18 protein-coding genes are annotated in these 22,684 nt (G+C 68.2%); 4 read left to right on the top strand and 14 right to left on the bottom strand.

Going from position 1 to position 22,684, the window contains the following annotated elements; genetic code table 11:
• Positions 1 to 26 precede the first annotated feature (26 nt).
• Positions 27 to 413: a cupin domain-containing protein gene (locus tag ACZ3HV_RS01215; protein ID WP_465679717.1), complete on the top strand. Its 387-nt coding sequence runs from the start codon at positions 27 to 29 to the stop codon at positions 411 to 413.
• Between the two features lie 151 nt (positions 414 to 564).
• Positions 565 to 2,286, top strand: a complete 1,722-nt coding sequence (locus tag ACZ3HV_RS01210; RefSeq protein WP_465679715.1) for an alpha/beta hydrolase — start codon at positions 565 to 567, stop codon at positions 2,284 to 2,286.
• A 456-nt stretch (positions 2,287 to 2,742) separates the two neighbouring features.
• On the opposite strand, the gene ACZ3HV_RS01205 is transcribed toward ACZ3HV_RS01210, so the two are convergent.
• The 11 genes from ACZ3HV_RS01205 to ACZ3HV_RS01155 form a co-directional block, all read right to left on the bottom strand.
• Positions 2,743 to 5,259 carry an ATP-binding protein gene (locus ACZ3HV_RS01205; protein ID WP_465679714.1) on the bottom strand — a complete coding sequence of 839 codons (2,517 nt, stop codon included), beginning with the start codon at positions 5,257 to 5,259 and terminating at the stop codon, positions 2,743 to 2,745.
• Between the two features lie 136 nt (positions 5,260 to 5,395).
• Complete coding sequence (locus ACZ3HV_RS01200; RefSeq protein ID WP_465679713.1) at positions 5,396 to 5,842, bottom strand: hypothetical protein; 447 nt, start codon at positions 5,840 to 5,842, stop codon at positions 5,396 to 5,398.
• Positions 5,843 to 5,890: 48 nt separating this feature from the next.
• Entirely contained in the window at positions 5,891 to 6,637 is a 747-nt protein-coding gene (gene dapB / locus ACZ3HV_RS01195) for a 4-hydroxy-tetrahydrodipicolinate reductase (protein ID WP_465679711.1), read from the bottom strand.
• A 44-nt stretch (positions 6,638 to 6,681) separates the two neighbouring features.
• Positions 6,682 to 8,511, bottom strand: coding sequence for a hypothetical protein (locus ACZ3HV_RS01190; protein WP_465679710.1), 1,830 nt, complete (start codon positions 8,509 to 8,511; stop codon positions 6,682 to 6,684).
• A gap of 18 nt (positions 8,512 to 8,529) precedes the next feature.
• Positions 8,530 to 9,537 carry an ABC transporter ATP-binding protein gene (locus ACZ3HV_RS01185; RefSeq protein WP_465679709.1) on the bottom strand — a complete coding sequence of 336 codons (1,008 nt, stop codon included), beginning with the start codon at positions 9,535 to 9,537 and terminating at the stop codon, positions 8,530 to 8,532.
• A complete protein-coding gene (locus ACZ3HV_RS01180; protein WP_465680428.1) occupies positions 9,537 to 10,538 on the bottom strand; it encodes an ABC transporter ATP-binding protein in 1,002 nt (333 codons plus the stop codon). The genes ACZ3HV_RS01185 and ACZ3HV_RS01180 overlap by 1 nt, the downstream gene beginning before the upstream one ends.
• Complete coding sequence (locus ACZ3HV_RS01175; RefSeq protein ID WP_465679707.1) at positions 10,538 to 11,434, bottom strand: ABC transporter permease; 897 nt, start codon at positions 11,432 to 11,434, stop codon at positions 10,538 to 10,540. Before ACZ3HV_RS01175 ends, ACZ3HV_RS01180 begins: the two co-directional genes overlap by 1 nt.
• Entirely contained in the window at positions 11,427 to 12,353 is a 927-nt protein-coding gene (locus ACZ3HV_RS01170; RefSeq protein WP_465679706.1) for an ABC transporter permease, read from the bottom strand. Before ACZ3HV_RS01170 ends, ACZ3HV_RS01175 begins: the two co-directional genes overlap by 8 nt.
• Positions 12,350 to 13,957 (bottom strand): peptide ABC transporter substrate-binding protein, encoded by a 1,608-nt coding sequence (locus ACZ3HV_RS01165; RefSeq protein ID WP_465679704.1) that lies wholly within the window; start codon positions 13,955 to 13,957, stop codon positions 12,350 to 12,352. The genes ACZ3HV_RS01170 and ACZ3HV_RS01165 overlap by 4 nt, the downstream gene beginning before the upstream one ends.
• A gap of 419 nt (positions 13,958 to 14,376) precedes the next feature.
• Positions 14,377 to 15,759, bottom strand: coding sequence for an FAD-binding oxidoreductase (locus tag ACZ3HV_RS01160; RefSeq protein ID WP_465679703.1), 1,383 nt, complete (start codon positions 15,757 to 15,759; stop codon positions 14,377 to 14,379).
• A gap of 85 nt (positions 15,760 to 15,844) precedes the next feature.
• Entirely contained in the window at positions 15,845 to 16,483 is a 639-nt protein-coding gene (locus ACZ3HV_RS01155) for a TetR/AcrR family transcriptional regulator (protein ID WP_465679701.1), read from the bottom strand.
• Positions 16,484 to 16,573: 90 nt separating this feature from the next.
• Between ACZ3HV_RS01155 and ACZ3HV_RS01150 the strand changes: the two genes are divergently transcribed.
• Together ACZ3HV_RS01150 and ACZ3HV_RS01145 are read left to right on the top strand one after the other, a co-directional pair.
• Positions 16,574 to 17,254 (top strand): hypothetical protein, encoded by a 681-nt coding sequence (locus ACZ3HV_RS01150; RefSeq protein ID WP_465679700.1) that lies wholly within the window; start codon positions 16,574 to 16,576, stop codon positions 17,252 to 17,254.
• A gap of 11 nt (positions 17,255 to 17,265) precedes the next feature.
• Positions 17,266 to 18,507: a cytochrome P450 gene (locus tag ACZ3HV_RS01145; RefSeq protein ID WP_465679698.1), complete on the top strand. Its 1,242-nt coding sequence runs from the start codon at positions 17,266 to 17,268 to the stop codon at positions 18,505 to 18,507.
• Here the strand turns inward: ACZ3HV_RS01145 and ACZ3HV_RS01140 are convergent.
• From ACZ3HV_RS01140 to rpsO, 3 genes are all read right to left on the bottom strand, one after another.
• Complete coding sequence (locus ACZ3HV_RS01140) at positions 18,497 to 19,810, bottom strand: M16 family metallopeptidase (RefSeq protein ID WP_465679697.1); 1,314 nt, start codon at positions 19,808 to 19,810, stop codon at positions 18,497 to 18,499. The two genes, ACZ3HV_RS01145 and ACZ3HV_RS01140, sit on opposite strands and share 11 nt — an antisense overlap.
• Positions 19,807 to 22,053 (bottom strand): polyribonucleotide nucleotidyltransferase, encoded by a 2,247-nt coding sequence (locus ACZ3HV_RS01135; RefSeq protein WP_465679695.1) that lies wholly within the window; start codon positions 22,051 to 22,053, stop codon positions 19,807 to 19,809. The genes ACZ3HV_RS01140 and ACZ3HV_RS01135 overlap by 4 nt, the downstream gene beginning before the upstream one ends.
• Before the next feature lie 275 nt (positions 22,054 to 22,328).
• Positions 22,329 to 22,601 carry a 30S ribosomal protein S15 gene (rpsO, locus tag ACZ3HV_RS01130; protein WP_130379758.1) on the bottom strand — a complete coding sequence of 91 codons (273 nt, stop codon included), beginning with the start codon at positions 22,599 to 22,601 and terminating at the stop codon, positions 22,329 to 22,331.
• Positions 22,602 to 22,684: the final 83 nt, after the last annotated feature.

The following is a 22,684-nucleotide window of genomic DNA, read 5'->3' as shown; positions in this document are numbered from 1 at the left end:
CCGGTGCACGTGGCAAGACTGGTCGCATGAGCCTTGAACCGACCGACCTGCATGCCGTACTGAAGACCTTCGACGACCTCTGGAGCCCGCGGATCGCCGCGCGGATCAACGACTACGACGTCCGCGTCACCAAGGTGGCCGGCTCGTACATCTGGCACGTGCACGACACCACCGACGAGTTCTTCCTGGTCCTCGACGGCGAACTGAGCATCGCCATCCGCGACCCGGACGAGCGGGTCGTGTCGCTGGCCCCCGGTCAGGTCTTCGTCGTTCCGCGCGGCATCTACCACCGCCCGTTCTCCGACGCCGGCGCCTCGATCGTCGTCATCGAACCGGCCGGCATCCCCACCACCGGTGACCACCACGACCCGATCCCCGACCACATCACCACCCACACCGGCCTCGAGGTCTGACCGGACAACCCCCGCGGATGGCACCCTTGCCCGGCCTGACTCCATAGCATCCGGCGGATCAGCGACGGGCCGGGGGTGGTGCTCGACCGGCGCGAGCGGGCATGACAGATTGCGACGGTCCGATCACGCAAGGCCATCCGCTGGAGTCTGCATGAAGTACCTCACCCTGGCCGTCGGTCTAGGGCTTTCCGCTGTTGCTGTTCTGGTCGTACCGGGGTCTGGTGCGACCGCCTCGATGCAATCGGCGACGGTGGTCGACCGGGCGCATCCGGTGGCCAACAAGTACCTGAAGCAGAGACCGGTGTGGACGCAGTGCGGCGACAGGGAACTGCGGACGTACTGCGCCAAGATCACCGCACCACGCGACTGGGCCAACCAGTACTCCGGCAACGACATCCGGATCGCGGTCAGCAAGGTCGCGCCGGCCAAGGGCAAGCCGAGCCGGGTCGTGTTCGGCAACCCGGGCGGACCGGGCGGCGCCGGCCTCGGGATGGCGCCGTACCTGGCCAGTCAGGCCTCGCTGGCGAAGGACCATCTCGCCGTCGGGTTCGACCCGCGCGGTACCGGAGACAGCAGCAACGTGACCTGTGAGGGCTCCCCCGGCTACTCGATGGACGCGCGCGACCGGGACCCGTGGAACCTCGACCTGATCGCCCGGGCCTCAGAGCTGAGCCAGCCATACTGCGACCGGGTGTCGCGCGGCCTGCTCCCCTACGTCAACACCGCGCAGACCGTGCAGGACATGGACCTGATCCGGCAACTGCTCGGCTTCGACAAGATCGACTACGTCGGGTACTCCGGTGGCACCTGGCTCGGGGCGTACTACCAGACCTACTTCCCGCAGCATGTAGGACGCTTCGTGCTGGACTCGAACACCGACTTCACCCAGCCCTGGATCGACACCTTCGCCGCCCAGCCGCAGGCGTTCGAGCGCCGGTTCCGCGAGGACTTCGCGACCTGGGCGGCCAAGTACGACGACAAGCTGCACCTGGGCCGGTCACCCTCCGCAGTCATCCGCACCTACGAGCGGCTGCGGGCGGCGCTGAAAAAGCAGCCGGCGGTCGAGGAGTTCATGGACGGCTCGGTGAAGATCAGCTACGACCAGAACACCCTGGACAACACGGTCTCCGGGGATATGTATACAAAACTCGACTTCTATTCGCTGGCAATCGATCTGGCATTCCTCCGCGACCTTTCCGCGGCCCAGACAAAGGGCGGCCCGCAGGCCGCGCAACGGAAGGTGGACGCGCTGTCGCCCGCTCGCCAGCGCGACCTGGTCCAGCGCGCGAATCGCGGCACGGTCGGTCTGCGTCCGTTCGGCCACCTCGTCGGGGACGACGCCGAGTCGGCGACCTTCACAGCGGTCACCTGTAACGACACCCCCTGGCCGCAAGGGCGCGAGTACGGCGAGCAACTGGCCGGCCGGCTCGGTCCGCGCTACCCACTGCTCGGCTGGACGATGAGCGAGAACCCCTGCTTCTACTGGGACCGCCCCAACCTGACCATGCCGACCCCGACCGGTAAGGGATTGCCGACCACGTTGATGGTGCAGTCGGTGCATGACCCCGCGACCAACTACGGGCTCGCCGTCGCAGCCCACCACCGGTACGCCGGATCGCGCCTGCTCACCGTGACCCGCGAGGGCGACCACGGTGTCTACGGCGGGGTGAACAAGTGTGCGGACAAGATCATCAACACCTTCCTGACCACCGGGGCCGCACCGGCCAAGGACACCAGCTGCGTCGGCGAGGGCATCCCCGCTCCGAGCATGCCGGCCCCGGAGCTCGATGAGGGCGAGCACGGGTACGCCGAGGGTGCGCCGCTGCGCCGGATCGCGGGATTCACCAAGGCCGTCTCGGGATATCTGCACTGATCCGGATATGTCCACTGAGCCCGAACGAACGTTTGCATCGCCCGGAATCCGGCGAATTTCGGGCGATTTTCCCCTACACCCGGGCAGATCCCGATCACCGTCGGCGAAATTCCGGCCGGGCTTTCGTTGTCATGACAAATTTGTCAGGGGGATGTCAGGGTTCCGTCCCTGTGCGACAGAGCGTGATTTCGACAACCTTGAGTCAGCGCGGAGGAACCGGGCGTCGACCGGGAGGGCTCGACGGCCGTCGACCATCGCCGACGTGGCTTGGCCGGTTGTGAGGTGGGGGGACTGCCTGGGGGGTCAGACAGAGGCACAGCCGGCCGGGCCACGAAATCTTCGGGCTCGCGCTCTCAGATCCCTCGCGGGGTGCCGTCGATCCCCCAGGTCGTGGTGCTCCGCGAGGCCAAATCCGTTCAGCAGCCCTGGTGGACTGCTGAACGGTTTTTCGTGCGGTCAGAGCCGGCCGCCGGTACGGTTCGGGCTGTGGCTCGAGGCAGGTGGCGGATACCCGTCGGCGACTGCTGCCAGTGGGGCTGCTCGTCCGGCCGACCACGCAGTGCGGAAGGCTCGTCGCTCCAGCGACTGCTCGACCGCGGCCCGAGTGGCCTGGTAGTCGGCCTTCTCGATCTCCGGCACCGGTGCACGGATGACTTCCCGGACACCGTCCGCGGCACCCAGCAGGAACGCGGCGTACTCGGTCCGGCCGCGCTGCTGGGCGACAGCGGCCAGCTCCTCGAGCACACTGGCCGACCGCCACCGATCGCCCAGATCGCGATGCTCGGCCAGGCTCTCGTCCAGCAGATGTACGGCGCGCTCCGTCAAGCCGCGGCGGCGTTCCACGATGCCCAGCTGGTTCAGCGACCAGGCGACACCCTCGCGGTACCCGAGTCGTTGCGACAATGCCAGGCTCTCCTGCAGGAGGTCCTCGGCCTCGACCAGTTCGCCCTTGTACTGAGCGATCGTGCCGAGGCTGATCAATGACCAGGCAAGCCCCTCGCCGTCACCGATCACGCGGAAGCTGTCCCGCGCGCGTCCGCAACGCCGCGCACCGACGTCCAGATCGCCGCGCAGCCAAGCCACGAATCCCAGGTGGTTGTGCGCCCACGCCATACCGGACCGGTCGCCGAGGCTCTCGTACAGGTCGAAACTCTCGCAGTGCAAGTCTTCCGCGGCTGCATAGTCGCCACGCTCCCGCGCGACACCACCGAGCCGCTGCAGCACAAGCGCCGTACCGGCGACGTCCTCGAGCTCCTTGTACTGCGCCAGCGCGGTCTGCAGGCGCTCTGACGCCGCGTCGTACTCGCATTGCAGGAACGCGAGCATCCCGGCGCCCAGATTGGCCTTCGCGCACGCAGGGGCGAGCTCGGCCATCTCCTCCGCAGGCACCGAATCCCCAAGGGCCAGGGCGCGTTCCAGCCACTGACTGCCCTCGGCGTAGTGCCCGCGCAGATAGCAGAACAGCCACAGGCCACCGGACAACCTGAGCGCCTCGCTGACCGCCCTGGTCCGTAACGCCCACCCCATGGCGGCGCGCACGTTGTACAGCTCACCGTCCAGGCGTTCGAGCCACTCCTCCTGATTCGGACCGCGCAGTTCACCCTCGGCTTGTTCGGCCAGGCTGATGTAGTACTGCGCGTGCCGGTTGGCGGCCTCCTCCGACTTGCCGGCCGCCATCAGCTGATCGGCGGCGAACTCCCTGATCACGGCGAGCATGTAGTACCGCGCCACGCCGCGCCGCCGGATCACCCGGATCAGCGACTTGTCCACCAGCCGACCAGTCAAGTCGAGCGCTTCGGCCCGGTCCAGCGGACCTGGCGATGCGTTGCCCGACATGACCGTTGCGGCCGCGCTCAGCGTCCATCCACCGACGAACACCGACAGCTGCGCGAACACGTCCCGCTCGGCCCGCGTGAGCAGGTCATGGCTCCACTCGATCGCGCCGTACATGGACTGCTGCCGTGGCGACGCCGTCCGGGAGCCGCCGGCCAGAATGCCGAACGACGTCTCCAGCTCGGTCGCCAGTTCCTCGATCGTCATCACGTTCGTCCGGGCCGCGGCCAGCTCGATCGCGAGCGGCATGCCTTCCAGCCGCCGGACCACGCGGGCCACCTGGTCGATCTGTCCGGTCGGGTCGTAGCCGCGAGCGGTCGCCCGCTCGACGAACAACCGGATCGCGGCCGAGGACTCCAGTTGATCCTCGTCGTGCGGCAGCGCCAGCGCGGGCACGACGTACACACTCTCGCCCGGGACCCGCAGGAGCTCGCGGCTGGAGGCGAGGATCGAGAGGTTGGGGCAGTATTCCAGCAAGACGGCACAGATCTGGCCGACGGTCGCGACGACATGCGAACAGTTGTCGAAGACCAGCAGCATCTGACTGCGGCCGATCTGCTCGGCGATCTCCTCGACCAGCCGGGTGCTCTCCAGCAGGTGCAAACCGGCCGAAGCGGCGACCGCCGGAAGAACGGCAGCCGGGTCGTTCAACGAGGCCAACGGCACCCAGCAGACGCCGTCCTGGAAGCTGTCCGCGAGTTCGCTGCCGACTGCCATCGTCAGACGCGTCTTGCCCACACCGCCCGGCCCGGTGAGCGTCAGCAGGCGAGTGATCCGCTGCCCGATCAGACGTTTGGTGGCGGTGAGCTCGGTGGTGCGGCCGATGAGCTGGTTCGGCGGTGCGGGTGGCTGGCGCATCGGCGGCCGGGCGCTCTCGGACTCCCGGCGAGCGGCCGCGGTGAGCTGCGACCGGCCCGGATCGTCGAGGCGGAGGGCGTCCGCGAGCAGGCGCAACGTGTGCGCGCGCGGCGCGCGCCGACGTCCCCGCTCCAACGCCGCGATCGCGTCGACGCTCAGGCCGGCAAGTTCGGCCAAGCCCTCCTGCGACAGCCCGGCCTCACGCCGGTGTCGGCGCAGTAGTCCACCGAACCCTGCCCCCTGCACGTCGTCCGAGCCGCGGCGAGACCCGTCTGATGGCACAGGACGGCTCCACCCAGTCTCCGACCCCTACGTGGCGGCTGCCACGTAGCCTTGTCCTGAAACTATCCCGTTTCGCACTGTGTTGTCAGTTACCTCGGTGCGGTTCACAGCCAACTCCCAGGTAACTCGCAGGTGCTCAGCCCACTGTCTTGTCGTGGTGGGCGATTGCGGACCGCATCGTCGCGCGGGCCCGCTTCCGATCACCGGCCGCGTCGTAGGCGGTCGACAACCGGAACCACACCCGCCAATCGTCGGGCGCCGCTTCCGCTTCTTCCTTGTACTTCACGAAGGCGGCGTCCGCCGCGGCCCGATCGATTCGGCCGGACGGGCGGCGCGGGAGATCGTCCACCGGCAGCCCGCCGGCCGCATCCAGTTCGTGGGCCAGCGCCTCGACCCGGCGACCGAACTGCAGTTCGCGCCAGACCAGGTACGCCCCCACCACCGGGATCACCAGGACCGCGACCCCAAGACCGATCGCGACCGGATCGCCGGTCCCGATCAGCAACACCCCACGCCATCCAAGAAGTACGGCGTACGCGACGAACACGACCGCCAACACGATCGCCATCCGCTTCGCGGTCATGGGGCCTCCCCCCGCCGAGCCGGAGGCGAGGCCAGAAGCACTGTCATGTCAGGCGAGATCCAGGAAGTGCTCGAGGCCGACCGTCAGGCCGGGGGTGTCTACGATCCGCCGGACGCCGAGCAGGACGCCGGCCATGAACGAGACCCGCGCCATCGAGTCGTGCCGGATCGTCAGGGTCTCCCCCTCGTCACCGAACAGGACCTCCTGGTGCGCGATCAGACCGCGCAGCCGGACCCCGTGCACCCGGATCCCGTCCACCTCCGCACCCCGGGCGCCGTCGAGCGCCGTAGTGGTCGCGTCCGGGATCGGCCCGGACCCGGCCTCGCGACGGGCGGCCGCGACCAGTTCCGCCGTACGTCGAGCTGTCCCGGACGGAGCGTCCACCTTGTCCGGGTGGTGCAACTCGATGATCTCGACGGACTCGTAGTACCGCGCGGCCTTGGCGGCGAACTGCATCATCAGCACGGCGCCGATCGAGAAGTTCGGCGCGATCAGTACGCCGGCTCCCGGGCTGGCGTCCAGCTGCGAGCGCAACGTGGCGAGCCGCTCGTCGTCGAAGCCGGTGGTGCCGACGACGGCGTGGATGCCGTGCTCGATGCACCAGGCCAGGTTGTCCATCACCACCTCGGGGCGGGTGAAGTCGACCACCACCTGGGCGCCTGCGTCGGTCAGCTGCTCGAGCTTGTCGCCGAGGTCGAGCCGAGCGACGAGCTCACAGTCGTCGGACTCCTCCACGGCGAGGCACGTCTGAGCGCCCATCCTGCCCTTGGCCCCCAGCACACCGACCTTGATCATGCGCACCCTTCCATTGGAATACAGGGGTCCAGGATCTCATTCGGTCAGGGGGTCTTGGTCGCGGCCTCGCTCCGGGGGACCCAGACCTGGACGTCCATCGTCTGCTGTGTCGGCGCGAGCAGCCGGTAGTCGGCTCGGAAGTCCAGCCCACAGGCCCGCAGTGCGGTGATCTCGACGTTGGAGATCCGCCGGTTGAGGATGATGATCGGCGGACGGTCCGGGGCCCACGGGCGGCCTTGGCGGCAGGCCTCCTCGATCCCGGCCGCGGTCCGGACCCGCTCCTTCGGCGAGACCCACGCCTCGCCGACTGGCTTGCCCTGCAGCATCAGCACCAGTCCGGCCATCTGGTCGAAGGCCAGCATCGGCCGACCCGGCGATGCGTACGGGCTGAGCCGAGTCGCCAGCTCGGTGAAGTTGCGTTCGGCTGCGGGCGGCAGATAAAGACCCTTCAACGCCGGCTGCTTCGCGGCCGCGGTCAGGTCCGAATGCCCGGCCGACCGGTACGGATAGCGGAAGAGCCCGGTGTAGGCGATCGACGTCGCCGCGACCAGCGACGCCACCGTGACGATCCCCACCGTCATGCGGGCGACGACCGGCGTGGCCCCGATCCCGGTCACCACCGCGACCATCACCGCGGCCCAGGCGGCGAACCCGTTCAAGCCGATCGTGTAGAGCGGATTGTTCGTCCCGAACGCCTGGATCAGCGGCAACACCACCAGCAGTCCGAGGATCACCCAGCCGCGTGTGTTCTCACGGCTCAGCAGCGAGCGATCCGTCACTCCGACCCGTCCCGCGACCACGGCCGCGGCGGCCGCCACGACAGCGACCAGTACGGCGGCCAGCAAGGTGACCGCGTAGTCGGGGGTGTGCTGTGATCCACCCAGTGCGGCACCGTCGACGACCACCCGTCGTACGGACAGGACGAAGGCGACCAGCGCGAGCGCCGCGGCGGCGAAGCGCAGCCGTCGCCAGCGGCCGATCACCGCCACGGCGACCGCGACCAGCAGGATCCCGTGGTCGCGCAGCGTGCGGCCGAGCAGGTTCAGACCACTCGTCCAGTAGAAGTGCAGCAGCACCGTCGGCGTGTACGACGTACCCGCGATGAACCTGTTCACGGTGAGGATCCCCGGCACCGCGACGTTCAGCCGGACCACGAGCAACTGCACCACGAGCGCGGCCAGCGCCAGCCCGACCAGGGTCAGAAGGAAGCCTCGGGCAACGGCACGGACTCCCTGACCGGCCAGCACGACGACGGCGGCGACCACGATCAGTCCGATCACCACGACCGAGGTCCACTTCGCCAGCACCATCACACCGATGACGAGACCGGCCGAGACGAGCAGCCAGAACGGCACCGGGCGGCCACGATCGACCGCCCTCGCCATCCACAGCACGCACGACACCAGCGTCAGCGCACCGAGCAGGACGACATCGTTGTACCCGGGCGACAGCGGCAGCCAGCTGTAACACATCCCACCGGCGGCCAGGATCGCTGCCATCCCGGCCAGCTCCCACAGCTTCGTCGGCGCCGCGCCCGGCCGCCGGCCGCGCAGCCAGCGCATGAAGCTGTACCCGAAGAGCAGATGGACCAGGACCACCGTCAGCAGCCGGAACAACCGCAACCGCTCGATGTCGTACCCGAGCCACTCGAACACCGGGCCGTACACATACTGCACTCCGGTCAACGCCAACGGGTTGCTGTCCCACCACCGGTAGGACAGCAGGTAGTAGCCCTCGTCGGTGATGTCGAAGCCCTCGTTGGCGGCCCGTCCGGCGGTCAGGATCCACCAGGCGGCCAGCCCGCCCGCAACCACGATGACGCCGACGAGCATGACGAACTGCCTGCTCCTCGGGGTCATCGGCACTCCAGTCATGGCGGCAACCCTAGGCCATCACTCCACCGCCAAGGCTGGCGTGTAGGCGGTCTGGGCATCCTCCGCGAAGTGGCAGGAGACGGTCTGGCCGGACGGGATCTGGCGGAGCTGCGGTTCTTCGCTGCTGCACCGGGACTCCGCTCGTAGGCATCTGGTGTGGAACCGGCAGCCCGACGGTGGCATGACGGGCGACGGTGGATCACCGGCCAGCACGATCCGCTTGCGGCCTTGCCGGGCCAGGCCGGGCTCGGCGGACAGCAGTGCCTGCGTGTACGGGTGCGCGGGTACGTCGTACACGTGCTGGTGCTCGCCCAGCTCGGCGACCCGGCCCAGGTACATCACCGCGACCCGGTCCGAGACATGCCGGACCACGGACAGGTCGTGGGCGACGAAGATGATGCTGAGACCGAGCTCCCGCTGCAGACCCATCAGCAGGTTCACGACCTGGGCCTGGACGGACAGGTCCAGCGCCGACACCGGTTCGTCGCAGAGCAGTACGTCGGGGTTCAGCGCGATCGCCCGCGCGATGCCGATCCGCTGCCGCTGCCCGCCGGAGAACTGGTGCGGGAACTTCGTCTCGTCCTCGGCCCGCAGCCCGACCAGCTCGAGCAACTCGCGGACCCGGGACCGGATGTCCATACCCTTCGAGACATCCGGGTGGACCTCCAGCGGCTCGGCCACGATCTCGCCGACCCGCATCCGCGGGTTCAGACTCGAGTACGGATCCTGGAACACCACCTGCACGTTCCGACGCCACCGCCGCAGCTCACGGGACTTCAGCTTGCTGACGTCGACACCGTCGTACGACAACTGCCCCGAGGTCGGCTTCTCCAGGGCGGCGAGCAGCCGGACCAGCGTGGACTTCCCGCAGCCGGACTCGCCGACGATACCGAGCGACTCGCCCCTGCGCAGTGTCAGGTCGACGCCGTCGACCGCGCGGACCAGCGTCTTGGTGCCGAAGCTCAGCGCCGGGCTGATGTCGTAGTGCTTCACCAGATTCGTTGCCACCAGCAACTCGTCGGCCATCAGACCGCCTCTCGTTCCGCGATCGACGTACGCCGGATGCACGCGGCGTCCCGGCCTGGTGCGACGGTCAGCAACGGCGGGAGCTCGTGGGCGCACTCGTCGACCGCGATCGGGCACCGGGGCCGGAACGCGCAGCCGGACGGGATGGCCCGCAGCGACGGCGGCGTCCCGGGGATCGTCGGCAGCTCCTGTCCCTTCAGCTCCGCCGACGGCATCGACCCCAGAAGCCCTTCCGTATAAGGATGGACGGGATACTCCAGGGCCTCCGCGGTCGAGGCTCGCTCGACCACGTGGCCGGCGTACATCACCACCACGTTGTCCGCGACGTCCGACACCACGCCGAGGTCGTGGGTGATCAGGACGACCCCCATGTCCCGCTCGGCCTGCAGTTCGGCGATCAGCTCCAGGATCTGCGCCTGCACGGTGACGTCGAGGGCCGTGGTCGGCTCATCCGCGATCAGCACGTCGGGATCGAGGGCCAGCGCCATCGCCAGCATCACCCGCTGCCGCATCCCGCCGGAGAACTCGTGCGGGAAGTCGCGCACCCGCTTCGCCGCGGCCGGGATCCGGACCTGGTCGAGCATCTCCGCGGCGCGCTTGAACGCGTCCTTCTTGGACATCCCGCGATGCACCCGGTAGCACTCGGCGATCTGGGTGCCGACCGACTGGACCGGGTTCAGCGCGGACAGCGAGTCTTGGAACACCATGGTGATCCGGTCGCCGACGATCTTGCGCCGTTCCTTCGTCGTCATCGCGATCAGGTCCGCGCCCCGGTACTTCGCCGTACCCGAGACGATCCGGCCCGGCGGCATCTCCAGGATCCCGGTCAGCGCCTGGGTCGACACGCTCTTGCCCGACCCGGACTCCCCCAGGATCGCCAGCGTCTCCCCGGCCCGCACCTGCCACGACACCCCGTCGACGGCCCGCACCGGGCCTCGCGGCGTATCGAACTCGACGGTCAGGTCGTCGACCTTGAGCAGTACTTCTCCACTGTTTTTCATCATCGGAGCAACTTCGGGTCGAGGGCGTCTCGGATCGAGTCGCCGATGATCATGAACGAGATCGTCATCGTCGAGATGAACAACGCCGGCCAGATGAACAGGTGCGGGGTGTCGCGGTACGACGCCGCGACGCCGAACTGCGATCCCCAGGAGATGGACGGTGGTTGCAGCCCGACGCCGAGGAAGGTCAGCGCGGCCTCGAGGCCGACCATGCCGCCGATGCCCAGGGTGGTCATCGCCAGCAGCGGCGCCATCGCGTTCGGGAACACGTGCTTGCGCAGGATCCGCACCGGCGGTACGCCGATCGACCGGGCCGCCAGCACGTACTCGCGGTTGCGGACCGAGAACACCGTGGCGCGCATCAACCGCATCCCGCCCGGCCAGCCGATCAGCAGGATGACGCCGACGATGATCCAGATGCTGCGGTTCGGGACCGAATTCAGGATCACGATCAGCACCACGATGCCCGGAACCGCGAACAGCACGTCGGCGGTCCGCGAGATCAGGCCGTCGACGAAACCCGGGAAGTAGCCGGCCAGCAGTCCGAACGAGCCGGCCAGGATGAACACGCCGAAACTCGCGCAGATACTGACCAGCACCGACGGCCGGGCTCCGTAGATCACGTTCGCGAAATAGTCGCAGCCCTGGATGTCGAACCCGAACAGGTGGCCCGGGCTCCGGCTCTGCCGGCTCTTGGCCAGCTCGCAGAAGCGCGGATCCACGGAGGTGAAGAGCTTCGGCACCGCCGCCATCAGGAAGAACAGCAACAGCAACAGGCTGCAGACGACGAACTGCGGCTTGCGTAACAACGCCCGCAGCAGCTCCCGGTTCGACAGCGTGCGGCCGTCGCCGAGCTCCTGGGCCTCGGCACCGACAACAGCTTGGATCTCAGACATTGCGCACCCTCGGATCCAGGACGCCGTACAGGAGGTCGACCAGCAGGTTGATCACGATGAACGAGATGAACGCCAGTGTCGACAGCAGCACCACGACCCCACCCTCCTTCAGCTTGATCGCCTGGAACATGAACTGGCCGAGCCCGGGCAGGTTGAAGATGGATTCGGTGATGATCGCCCCGCCGAACATGCCGGCCAGGTCGATCCCGATGAAGGTCACGATCGGGAGCAGCGCGTTCGGCAGGATGTGCGCCCACAGCACCCGCTGCTCCCCCAGTCCCTTCGCCCGGGCGGTCTTCACGAAGTCGGCGTTCACCGTCTCCACGATCGACGTCCGCATCAGCCGGGCCAGGCCGGCGAACCCGAGGACGCCGATCACCAGCGCGGGCAGCAGGTACGAGCGCGGGAACCCTTCCAGCACGCCCGAGACCGGGAACCATTTCAGCTCGACGCCGAACAGGTACTGCGCGGCGAAGTACGCCACCAGCCCCGGCACTGCCAGCAGCACCAGCGTTGCCAGCAGCAACGACTTGTCGATCACGCCGTTGCGCTTGAAGCCGGCGTAGATCCCGAAGAACAGGCCCAGCGTCCACTGGAACGCGTTCGCCAGCAGGGTCAGCTTCAGCGTGACCGGGATCCGCAACCGGAGCTGGTCGGCGATGTCCGCGCCGGCGAACGTCGTACCGAAGTGCCCGGTGAGGATGTCCTTCATGCTCAGCAGGTACTGGATGATGAACGGATCGTCGAGATGGAACTGGGCCCGTTTGGCCGCCAGCACGGCGGCCGGGATCGGCTTGTCACCGGCCAGTTCCCGCAGGGGGTCTCCAGGCATCGCGAAGACGAGCGCGAAGACCCCCAGCGTGACGATCAGTCCGATCGGGACCGCCGCCAGGACACGGCGTGCGACGAACCGGATCACTTGAACGTCGCGTAGAGCGCCGACACCCCGACGTACTTCGATACCCGGGGCTCGATCTTGTCCGAGTGCAGGTAGGCGTTCGACTTGGTGTACAGCGGGATCAGCGGCAGGTCCTCGAGGGCGATGTCCTCGGCCTGCTGGTACAGCTTGATCGCCTTGTCCTGGTCCGGCTCGGCGTCGCCCTTGGCCAGCAGCGCGTCCAGCGCCGGGTTGCTGTAGCCGGCGAAGTTCGCATCACCGTTGGACTTGAACATCGGGGTCAGGTAGTCCTCGATCGACGGGTAGTCGTGACCCCAGCCGCCGAAGCGCAGCCCGTCCAGCTTGCGGCTGTCGGCCAGCTCGGTGATCTCCGAGCCCTGCTTGCCGGTGTACTTGACCTGCAGGCCGAGGTTCTGCCGGAGCATGTTGCCGATCGCCTCGGCGAAGATCTGACCGGTCGCCGACGTGGTGTTGTAGTTGATGTTCAGCACGCCGGAGAAGCCGCCGGCCTCCTGGAGCAGTTGCTTGGCCTTGGTCGCGTCGAAGTCGCAGTACTTGCAGGCGTTGTCGCGGTACCCGGCGATGTCCGGCGCGATCAGGCCCTTGGCCGGGTCGGACAGGCCGACCAGGTCGGCGAACGCCTTGCGGTCGATCGCCTCCGAGAACGCGTGCCGCAGCTTCGGGTTCTTGAACCGCGGGTCCCAGGCCGGGATGACCAGGTAGTTCGCGCCGGAGCTGACGCTGGTCACCCACTTGTCCGGCGCGTCGGTCTTGAAGCTCTGCACCTTGGTCGACGGCACGTCGGTGAAGTCGACGTTGCCGGCCAGGAACTCGTTGTACGCCGTGTCCGCGTTCGGGATGAACCGGTAGGTGATCGAGTCCGCCTCAGGCGCGTTCGGGCCCTTGTAGCCGTCCCACTTGGCCAGCTTGATGTCGTCACCGGCGTTCCAGTCGGCGGCCAGCTTGTACGGGCCGTTGCCGATCGGCTTGCGCTTGTAGGCGTCCGGGTTCTTCCGCACCTCCTCCGGCAGCGGGGCCAGGCCGAGGTACTGCAGGGTGAGGCCGAACTGCGAGAACGGCACCTTGAGCTTGACCGTGAAGGTCAGGTCGTCGACCTGCTTCAGGCCGCTCAGCGTCTTCACGGCGGTCGGCTTCGGGGTGGCGCCGTCCGCGGTGGGCGGGTTCAGCGCGTCGTACCCGTCGACCTTGGAGAAGAACCCGTTGTTCTTCCAGGCGTTCGAGCCCTGCGCGGTCATGTTCCAGCTGTCCACGTAGTCCTTCGCGGTCAGCGGCTGGCCGTTCTGGAACGTGTTGCCGGGCCGGAGCTTGATCGTCCAGGTCTGGCTGGTCTTGTCCGGTGTGACCGAGTCGGCCATCACGTTCTGCAGCTTGCCCGAGTTCGGGTCGGTGGTGACCAGCGGGGCGAACATCGCCATCGCGACCTGGATCCCCGGACTGCCGTTCTCGTTCAGCGGGTTGATGTACTCCAGCGGGTCGGCGGCGATCGCGATGACCTCACTCTTCGCGCCACTGCCGGAGCTACCTCCGGACTTCCCGTCACCACAGGAGGCGAGCACCAGCGTTAAGCCGAGCGCCACCCCCACAAACCCAGTCAGACGTCGCACGGTCGAACCAACTTCCTCGGCGGGAGGGCCGCTAGGTGGGCGGATCAAGCGTCATGGTGGCTGGTCGAAACTGCGCATGTCAACGTTGTCAGGCACAAAGCGGCGGCGCGTAACGTGAGCGTTACTTTCCCAAGACCTCAGACGACCACCGGACACCACGGCGCAACCGCCCGACCTTAATCCGATAAGTGCCACAAGTCATCAGACGTCAGCGCAAATCTTGGTCAGATTCGTTTGTGCGCACACATGCTCGATCGCCCGATCACAGTCCGTGCGATGGCGAGTGCGCTGGGTGCGCTGCCTGTCAGACGACCGATTCGGCGAACAGCCGGGCGAAGCGGCCGGCCGGCCGGGCGAAGCGGCCGGCCGGCCGGCCGAGACATCAGCCCGGGATACGTCCCCTGCTGCACCACCGAACCTCAGAGGGGCGGGATGTTCTGGTTCAGGTGGAACAGGTTGCCCGGGTCGTACTTCCGCTTCAAAGCGACCAGCCGGTCGTACGTCGCCGCGCCGTACGCGGACCGGATCCGATCGGTGCCCTCGTCGGTCAGGAAGTTCACGTACACGCCGGACTGGTGCGGTTCCATCGCCCGCCACGAGTCCCGGACCCATTCGCGCTGCTCCTCGAACCCCTCCGGTCCGAGCGTCACCCCGACGAAGTTGATCGTGTGCCCGCTCCCCCGCCCGCCGAACGCCGTACTGCCCGCGGGCACCTGGGAGATCGCGCCACCGAGATGGAAGATCGGGTACGCCGTGTACGGCGAATCGATCGCGAGACCGCGCGCGGCCGCGATGTCGATCACCTCGTCGGTCAGCTCGGCGACGTCACACGCCCGCATGTAGTACCACCGGCCGTGCGGGAAGCTCGGGTCGAGCATCGACTGCAGGTCCAGATACGGCTTCGGGATGATCGTGTCCAGGAGCGGCGGCGCGAAGGCCTTGAGCGGCGCGACCGCCTTCTCGCCGTCCTCGACCGGTCCGGCGTAGCAGGCGACGACCGCCACCACCGGCCGGCCGTGCAGCTCGGCCGGGATCGTCGGCGTGTCCGGCAGCCAGCGGTGGATCACCGCAGTGGTCAGCTCGTCGGGTACGCCGGTGATCCAGTCGCGGTAGAAGCGCATCAGGTCCGGCGACTGGTCCATCGGCCAGGCCACCAGGCCGGCGTACACGATCGGCCCGACCGGGTGCAGCCGGAACTCGAACTCGGTCACGACACCGAAGTTTCCGCCGCCACCACGGATGCCCCAGAACAGGTCCGCGTTGACGTCCTCGCTCGCGGTCACCAGCTCGCCGTCCGCGGTGACCACGTCGACCGAGATCAGGTTGTCGATGCTCAGCCCGTACTTGCGCATCAGCCAGCCGATCCCCCCGCCCAGCGTGAGACCGGACAGACCGGTATGCGTCACGATTCCGGACGGCGTGGCGAGACCGAACGCCTGGGTCTCACGGTCGAGCTCCCCCAACAGGACACCCGCTTGCGCCCGGGCGGTACGCCGTACCGGATCGACCCGGATGCCCTTCAGCAGCGAAAGATCCAGCACCACGCCGCCGTCGCAGGTCGAGTGACCGGGGAAGCTGTGCCCGCCACCCCGGACCGCAACCGGCCCGCCGGTACGCCGCGCGTACGCGAGCGCTGACCGGATATCGGCGACCCCCGTGCACCGGGCGACCACTCCCGGCCGGCGGTCGATCGACCCGTTCCACACTTTCCGGACGTCGTCGTACGACGGCTCGCCCGGATGGACCAGCTCCCCGCGGAAGTTCTCGCCGAGTGCCTGAATCTCCGGAGTAATCGTGCTCATGACCAGCTCCCGCCCCCAAGTCCCCCCAGGTCGCTGACCCCGCCAGTGTGCTCCTGCACCCTGGGGCTGTCGAGCCGCTCAGGACCTAGCGGCCGGGGAGCAACTGGGTGATCAGGGCGTCGGCCGTCCACTGCTCCCACCGGCTAGGGCTCCAGCCGCGGCGGCTGATGAGGAAGTGGTACATCTCAGGGCTCTGCAAGGCAAGGGCGATGTCGATCGCCGTGGCCGTATCGACGCCGTCGCGCAGCGGACTCCTGGACGCGAGAGCGGTGATGAGCTCTGTCATGACGATGGCGCGCTGGGTGTTGTTCGTCTCCCACAGTTCCGCGAGGTCGGAGTCGGCTGACGCGGCGCCGGCCACCACTTGGAGCACTGGTGCGACGCGTTCGTAGATCTCGCGCGACAATCGCGCCAGCTCACGGAGTTGGAGGACCGGATCGGGGTCGGCGATCGCGGCGCGCACCTTCGGCCGCTCCAGCGTCGGCACCGGCTCTTCGTCGCCGGCGACCGCGATGTCGAGGATCTCTTTGAGCAAGGCGCTCTTGCTGCCGAACGTGAAGTAGAGCGTCTGCACCGCCATGCCGGCCTCGTCGGCGATGGCCTGTATGGACGTCGAGGCATACCCGCGATCAGTGAACAGCGCCAGCGCCGCCGCGCGCATCCGGCGCCGGTTGGCCTGTGCTTTGTCCGCTCTGCTGGTGGCCGGGCCGGCTGACGCGTTCATGACCGCAGCCTATCAGTTGACTAGAGTGTTCCTCTAGTGATCCACTAGAGGAACACTCTAGTGATTTTCGACCGACTGGGAGCACGATCGATGAGCGAGACGCTCGCGCACTCCGGCAGCACACGCCGGCTACTCGGCACCACGGCTCGACTGACCGCGTTCGCCGGCGGCCCGGTGTTCTGGCTGGGAACGCTTCTGCATCCCGCCCGTGACGGTTGGAGCATCGCGGCCGTCGGCGAGCGCTACGGCCTCACGCACGACATCCAAGCGGCCGGCCTGCTGCTGCAGGTCATCTGCCTGGCGAGCATGATCGCGCTGGGCACTCAGATCACCCGGCGGCGAGATCTCAGGTCGTCGTACGCCGCGCTGATCGGCACCCTGCTGTGGTTCGCCCTGATCATCTTCGACGGGGCGCACAACCCGGTCCGCGCCGAGTACGCGCCGAGCCTCGTGCACGAGCCGGCCGACCTCGACACACCGGCAGCGCTCATCGTGTTCCCGGCGCTGCTCGTCTTCCCGTTCGGGTACCTCTGGCTCGCCCGGACACTCGACCGTCACGGCCTGCGCTGGGCCGGCGTGCTGCTCGGCGCCGGTGCCACCGTCTACACGATCGGCGGTCTGTTCATCTTCACATCCGGGCCGCGCTTCGGGCTCATCCAGCTCTTCGAAGTCGCCGGGGCGACGGCGTACGCCGTCGGCTTCATCCTCCTCGGCCGTGCAGCCGTCAACGATCTCCACCAGCCCCCGCTGACCTCTCGCCGCCACTCCTGAAGGACGCCATCATGCCTCCAGCCCGCCCCGAAGACGCCGCGGCGATCCTCCAGGCCCTGATCTCACCTGCAGGGCGGCCCGATCCCTTCCCGCTGTACGCCGCTGCCCACCGGATCGGCCCGGTCCTTACCGTCACCGACAGCGTCTTCCTGGTGGTCGGCTACGCGGCGGTCAACCAGGTGCTTCGGAACCCTGGCTTCGGCCTGCCGGACACGACACCAAGCCGGTCCGCACCGGCTGTCGACCGGACCGCCGGCGCCGCCTTGCGCATGATGGAACGGTCGATCCTGCGGGCCAACCCACCGAATCACGGTCGCATGCGCTCGTTGATCTCCCAGGTGTTCACGCCACGCCGCGTCGCCGCGCTCCAGCCGTCGGTCGAGGCCGCGGTGGACACTCTGCTCGATCGGCTCGCCGAGCCCGCAGCGGATGACGGCATGGTCGACTTCATGGACCAGTTCGCCTTCCAACTGCCGGTCACCGTCATCTGCGAACTGCTCGGGATCCCGGCCCGCGACCGCCACCAGTTCCGCCCGCTGGCATCCGCACTGACAGCGGCACTGGAACTTGCCGGCGACGCGGACGGTCCCGCCGACGCGGCGGCCCGCGACTTGGGGCGGTACTTCACTCCCCTGATCAGCGAACGGCGTACGGCGCCGGGCGACGACCTCGTCAGCGCCTTGGTGGCCGCACGCGACGCAGATGACGGCCGCCTGTCCGACGAGGAACTGCTCGCCAATCTGATCCTGCTGCTGGTCGCCGGCTTCGAGACCACCACCGACCTCCTCGGCAACGGGCTGGCGATCCTGCTGGACCGCCCGGATCTCGCCACAGCACTGCGTTCCGGCTCGGCCACGACAGCAGGCTTCATCGAGGAGGTTCTTCGGTACGAGTCTCCGGTGCAGGTCACGACCCGGGTAGCCCTCAGCGACGGCCTCACTGCCGGGGATGTCCCCGTGCCCGACGGCAGCGACGTGATCCTCTTGCTCGGAGCAGCCAACCGCGATCCGGGCCGGTATCACCGGCCCGACCGCTTCGATGCCGCCCGAAGCGACATCAAGCCCCTGAGCTTCGGCGCCGGCCCGCACATCTGCGTCGGCAACAACCTGGCCCGGCTCGAAGCCTCGGTGGCGTTCCCCCGCCTGCTCAGCCGGTTTCCCGATCTGTCGGCGGACCCCGGGCGGCAGCCCACGCGCCGCGACAGACTCGTTCTGCGTGGCTACCAGACTCTGCCGGTCCGGGTCAGACCGTGAAGGCGGTGCTGTCCTCGTCGAAGGGGCCCATCACGGTCAAGGCGGGGGCGCCGGCGTAGAGCTCGGCGGCGAGGTGGATGACGTCGTCGAGGGTGACGGAGTCGATCCGGTGCAGGATGTCGTCGACGGTCGGGAGCTCGCCGTAAACGAGCTCGGCCTTGGCGATCCGGGTCATCTTGGCGCCGGTGTCCTCCAGCCCCATCACGACCGAGCCACGCATCTGGCCCTTGCCCCGGAGCAGCTCGTCGGGGGTGATGTTGCCGCTGGCAATCGATTGGAGCTCGGCGCGGACCACATCGAGGACCTCGTTGGCCTTCTTCGGCAGGCACCCGGCGTACACACCGACCATGCCGGAGTCGGCGTACGCCGATCCGAAGGTGAAGACCGAGTACGCCAGACCGCGCTTCTCCCGGACCTCCTGGAACAGTCGCGACGACATGCCGCCGCCGACGATCCCGTGCAGGACACCGGCGGCGTAGCGCCGCTCGTCGTTGCGTACCAGGCCCGGCATCCCGAGCACCAGGTGCGCCTGCTCGGCCTCACGGTGGTGGACCTGCACCCCGCCGTACGTCGGAACCGGCGTGACGACACCGCCTCGCACCGGCGCGGGCTCGGCGTCGGTGGTCACCCAGTGCCGCTCGAACGCCTTGCGGACCAGGCGAACGACGTCGGTGTGGTCGACGTTCCCGGCGACCGAGACGACGATGTTGGACGGCTTGTAGCGACGGCGGTACCACCCGACGACCTGCTGGCGGGACAGGCCGGCGACGGACTGCGGCGTACCGGTGATGGAGCGGCCGAGTGGAGACGTGCCCCAGAGTTGCTCGGCGAACAGATCGTGGATGTGGTCCGACGTCTCATCGGCGTGCATCGCGATCTCTTCGTCGATGACGTCGCGTTCACTCTCCACGTCCGCACTGGTCAGCGTGGCGGAGGTGATCATGTCGCAGATGACGTCGACCGCGAGCGGGAGGTCGGAGTCCAGCACCCGGGCGTAGTAGCAGGTGTACTCCTTGCCCGTGAACGCGTTCATCTCACCGCCGACCGCGTCGATGGCGGAGGAGATCTCCAGCGCGTCGCGGCGCTCGGTGCCCTTGAACAGCAGGTGCTCGAGGAAATGCGTGGCGCCGGCCAGCTGCTCCGGTTCGTCCCGGGAGCCGACGCCGACCCACACGCCGAAGGTGACCGAGCGGAAGCCCGGCACGGACTGGGAGAGCACACGAAGCCCGGAGGGCAGGACGGTCCGTCTGACCGGACCGCCCGCCTCCGGGCTCAGCAGTGTGCTGGTGATCGCTCGGGTCACTCGGCGGACTCGGCCGCCTTGTCGACGTCCTTGTCAGCCTTCTTGTCGCCCTCACCCTCGATGACCGGGATCAGCGACAGCTTGCCGCGGTCGTCGATCTCGGCGATCTCGACCTGCAGCTTCTGGCCCACCGACAGCACGTCCTCGACGGCCTCGACGCGCTTGCCACCGGCCAGCGGACGCAGCTTGCTGATGTGCAGCAGGCCGTCCTTGCCCGGCAGCAGGCTGATGAACGCACCGAAGTTGGTCGTCTTCACGACCGTGCCCAGGTAGCGCTCGCCCTTCTCCGGCATGGTCGGGTTCGCGATCGCGTTGATCGCGGCCCGGGCCGCCTCGGCCGACGGACCGTCGGTCGCGCCGATGTAGACGGTGCCGTCGTCCTCGATCGAGATGTCGGCGCCGGTGTCCTCGGTGATCTGGTTGATCATCTTGCCCTTCGGGCCGATGACCTCGCCGATCTTGTCGACCGGGACCTTCACCGAGATGACCCGCGGCGCGAACTCGCTCATCTCACCCGGCGCGTCGATGGCCTTGGCCATCACGTCCAGGATCGTCAGGCGGGCGTCCTTGGCCTGGGTCAGCGCACCGGCCAGCACGCTGGCCGGGATGCCGTCCAGCTTGGTGTCCAGCTGCAGGGCGGTGACGAAGTCCTTCGTACCGGCGACCTTGAAGTCCATGTCGCCGAACGCGTCCTCCGCGCCCAGGATGTCGGTCAGCGCGACATACCTTGTCTCTGTCTCGCCGGCCTCGTTCTTGATTTCACCGGAGATCAGGCCCATCGCGATACCGGCGACCGGGGCCTTCAGCGGCACACCGGCCGACAGCAGCGACAGCGTCGAGGCGCAGACCGAACCCATCGAGGTGGAACCGTTCGAGCCGAGCGCCTCGGACACCTGACGCAGCGCGTACGGGAAGTCCTCGCGCGACGGCAGCACCGGCACCAGGGCCCGCTCGGCCAGCGCGCCGTGACCGATCTCGCGACGCTTCGGCGAACCCACCCGGCCGGTCTCACCGGTCGAGTACGGCGGGAAGTTGTAGTTGTGCATGTAGCGCTTGCGCGTCTCCGGGGAGAGCGTGTCCAGCTGCTGCTCCATCCGCAGCATGTTCAGCGTGGTGACACCCAGGATCTGGGTCTCGCCGCGCTCGAACAGCGCCGAACCGTGCACCCGCGGGAGCACCCGCACCTGCGCCTTGAGCGGCCGGATGTCGGCCAGCCCGCGGCCGTCGATGCGGACCTTCTCCTTGAGCACGCGCTGGCGGACCAGCTTCTTGGTCAGCGACCGGAACGCCGCGGACAGCTCCTTCTCGCGGCCCTCGAAGTCGGCGGCCAGCTTGTCCACCGTGGCGGCCTTGACCGCGTCGGTGGCGTCCTCGCGCTCGTGCTTGCCGGCGATGGTCAGCGCCTGCGCCAGCTCCTCGGATGCCGAGGCCTCGACCGCGGCGAAAGCGTCGTCCTGGTAGTCCGGGAAGACCGGGAACTCACCGGTCGGCTTCGCGGCCCGCGCGGCCAGATCGGCCTGCGCCTCGACCAGCGTCTTGATGAACGCCTTGGAGGCCTCGAGACCCTCGGCCACGATCTCCTCGGTCGGCGCCTGCGCGCCGCCGGCGACCTTGTCGAAGGTGGTCGGGGTCGACTCGGCCTCGACCATCATGATCGCGACGTCACCGGTGTCGGTCACCCGGCCGGCGACCACCATGTCGAAGACCGCGTCCTCGAGCTCGGTGTGGGTCGGGAACGCCACCCACTGGCCCTCGATCAGCGCGACGCGGACGCCGCCGATCGGGCCGGAGAACGGCAGGCCGGCCAGCTGGGTCGACATCGACGCGGCGTTGATCGCGAGGACGTCGTACAGCTTGTCCGGGTTCAGGGCCAGGACGGTGATGACGACCTGGATCTCGTTACGCAGGCCGGACACGAACGACGGCCGCAGCGGGCGGTCGATCAGCCGGCAGGTCAGGATGGCCTCCTCGGACGGACGGCCCTCCCGGCGGAAGAACGAGCCCGGGATGCGGCCGGCGGCGTACATCCGCTCCTCGACGTCCACCGTCAACGGGAAGAAGTCGAACTGGTCCTTGGGCTTCTTGCTGGCCGTGGTGGCCGACAGCACCATCGTGTCGCCATCGAGGTAGGCGGCGGCCGAACCGGCGGCCTGCTGGGCCAGTCGGCCCGTCTCGAAGCGGATGGTACGAGTGCCGAAGCTGCCGTTGTCGATGACGGCTTCAGCGAAATCTGCGCCCTCCATGGGCACACTTGTGGATCCCGACACGGGATACCCCTCTCTAGCAGTGTGACGACTGCGAGGCGCGAGCTTCCGGGGTGCCGGTCTTCGATCGAGGCCCGCGGGTATCCCAGTGCTACCTGTTACCCGAAAGCCACTACCGAGGACCGGTCGTCTCCCGCCACGCGCTTCGCGTCGCCTCGTTCGTCTTGCGTGCTTCTGTATTCAGTTAGAACCCGCGCGAGTGCGCGGATACGCCAGGAGCGGCCACCCGAACCGGGGGGCCGCTCCTCGCGACGTCATCGGCGAAGGCCGAGCCGCTCGATCAGGGACCGGTAGCGGTTGATGTCCTTCTTCGCCAGGTAGTTCAGCAGCCGGCGGCGCTGGCCGACCAGAAGCAGCAGGCCACGCCGGCTGTGGTGGTCGTGCTTGTGCTCCTTGAGGTGCTCGGTGAGGTGCGCGATGCGGTGCGTCAGCAGCGCGACCTGGACCTCGGGGGACCCGGTGTCACCCTCGGTCAGGGCGTACTCACCCATGATCTTCTTCTTCGTGGCGGCATCAACAGATGACACGGAGTTCCTCTCGATTTCCGTTGCGCGGCGCACCGGGGCATTCTTCACCCGAGCACTCTCGGTCCGCGGCCGTTCAGACGGCA

This window comes from Kribbella sp. NPDC020701, from assembly GCF_055562215.1.
The sequence above is the reverse complement of the archived record's forward strand: the minus strand, read 5'-3'. Positions and strand labels throughout refer to the sequence as shown.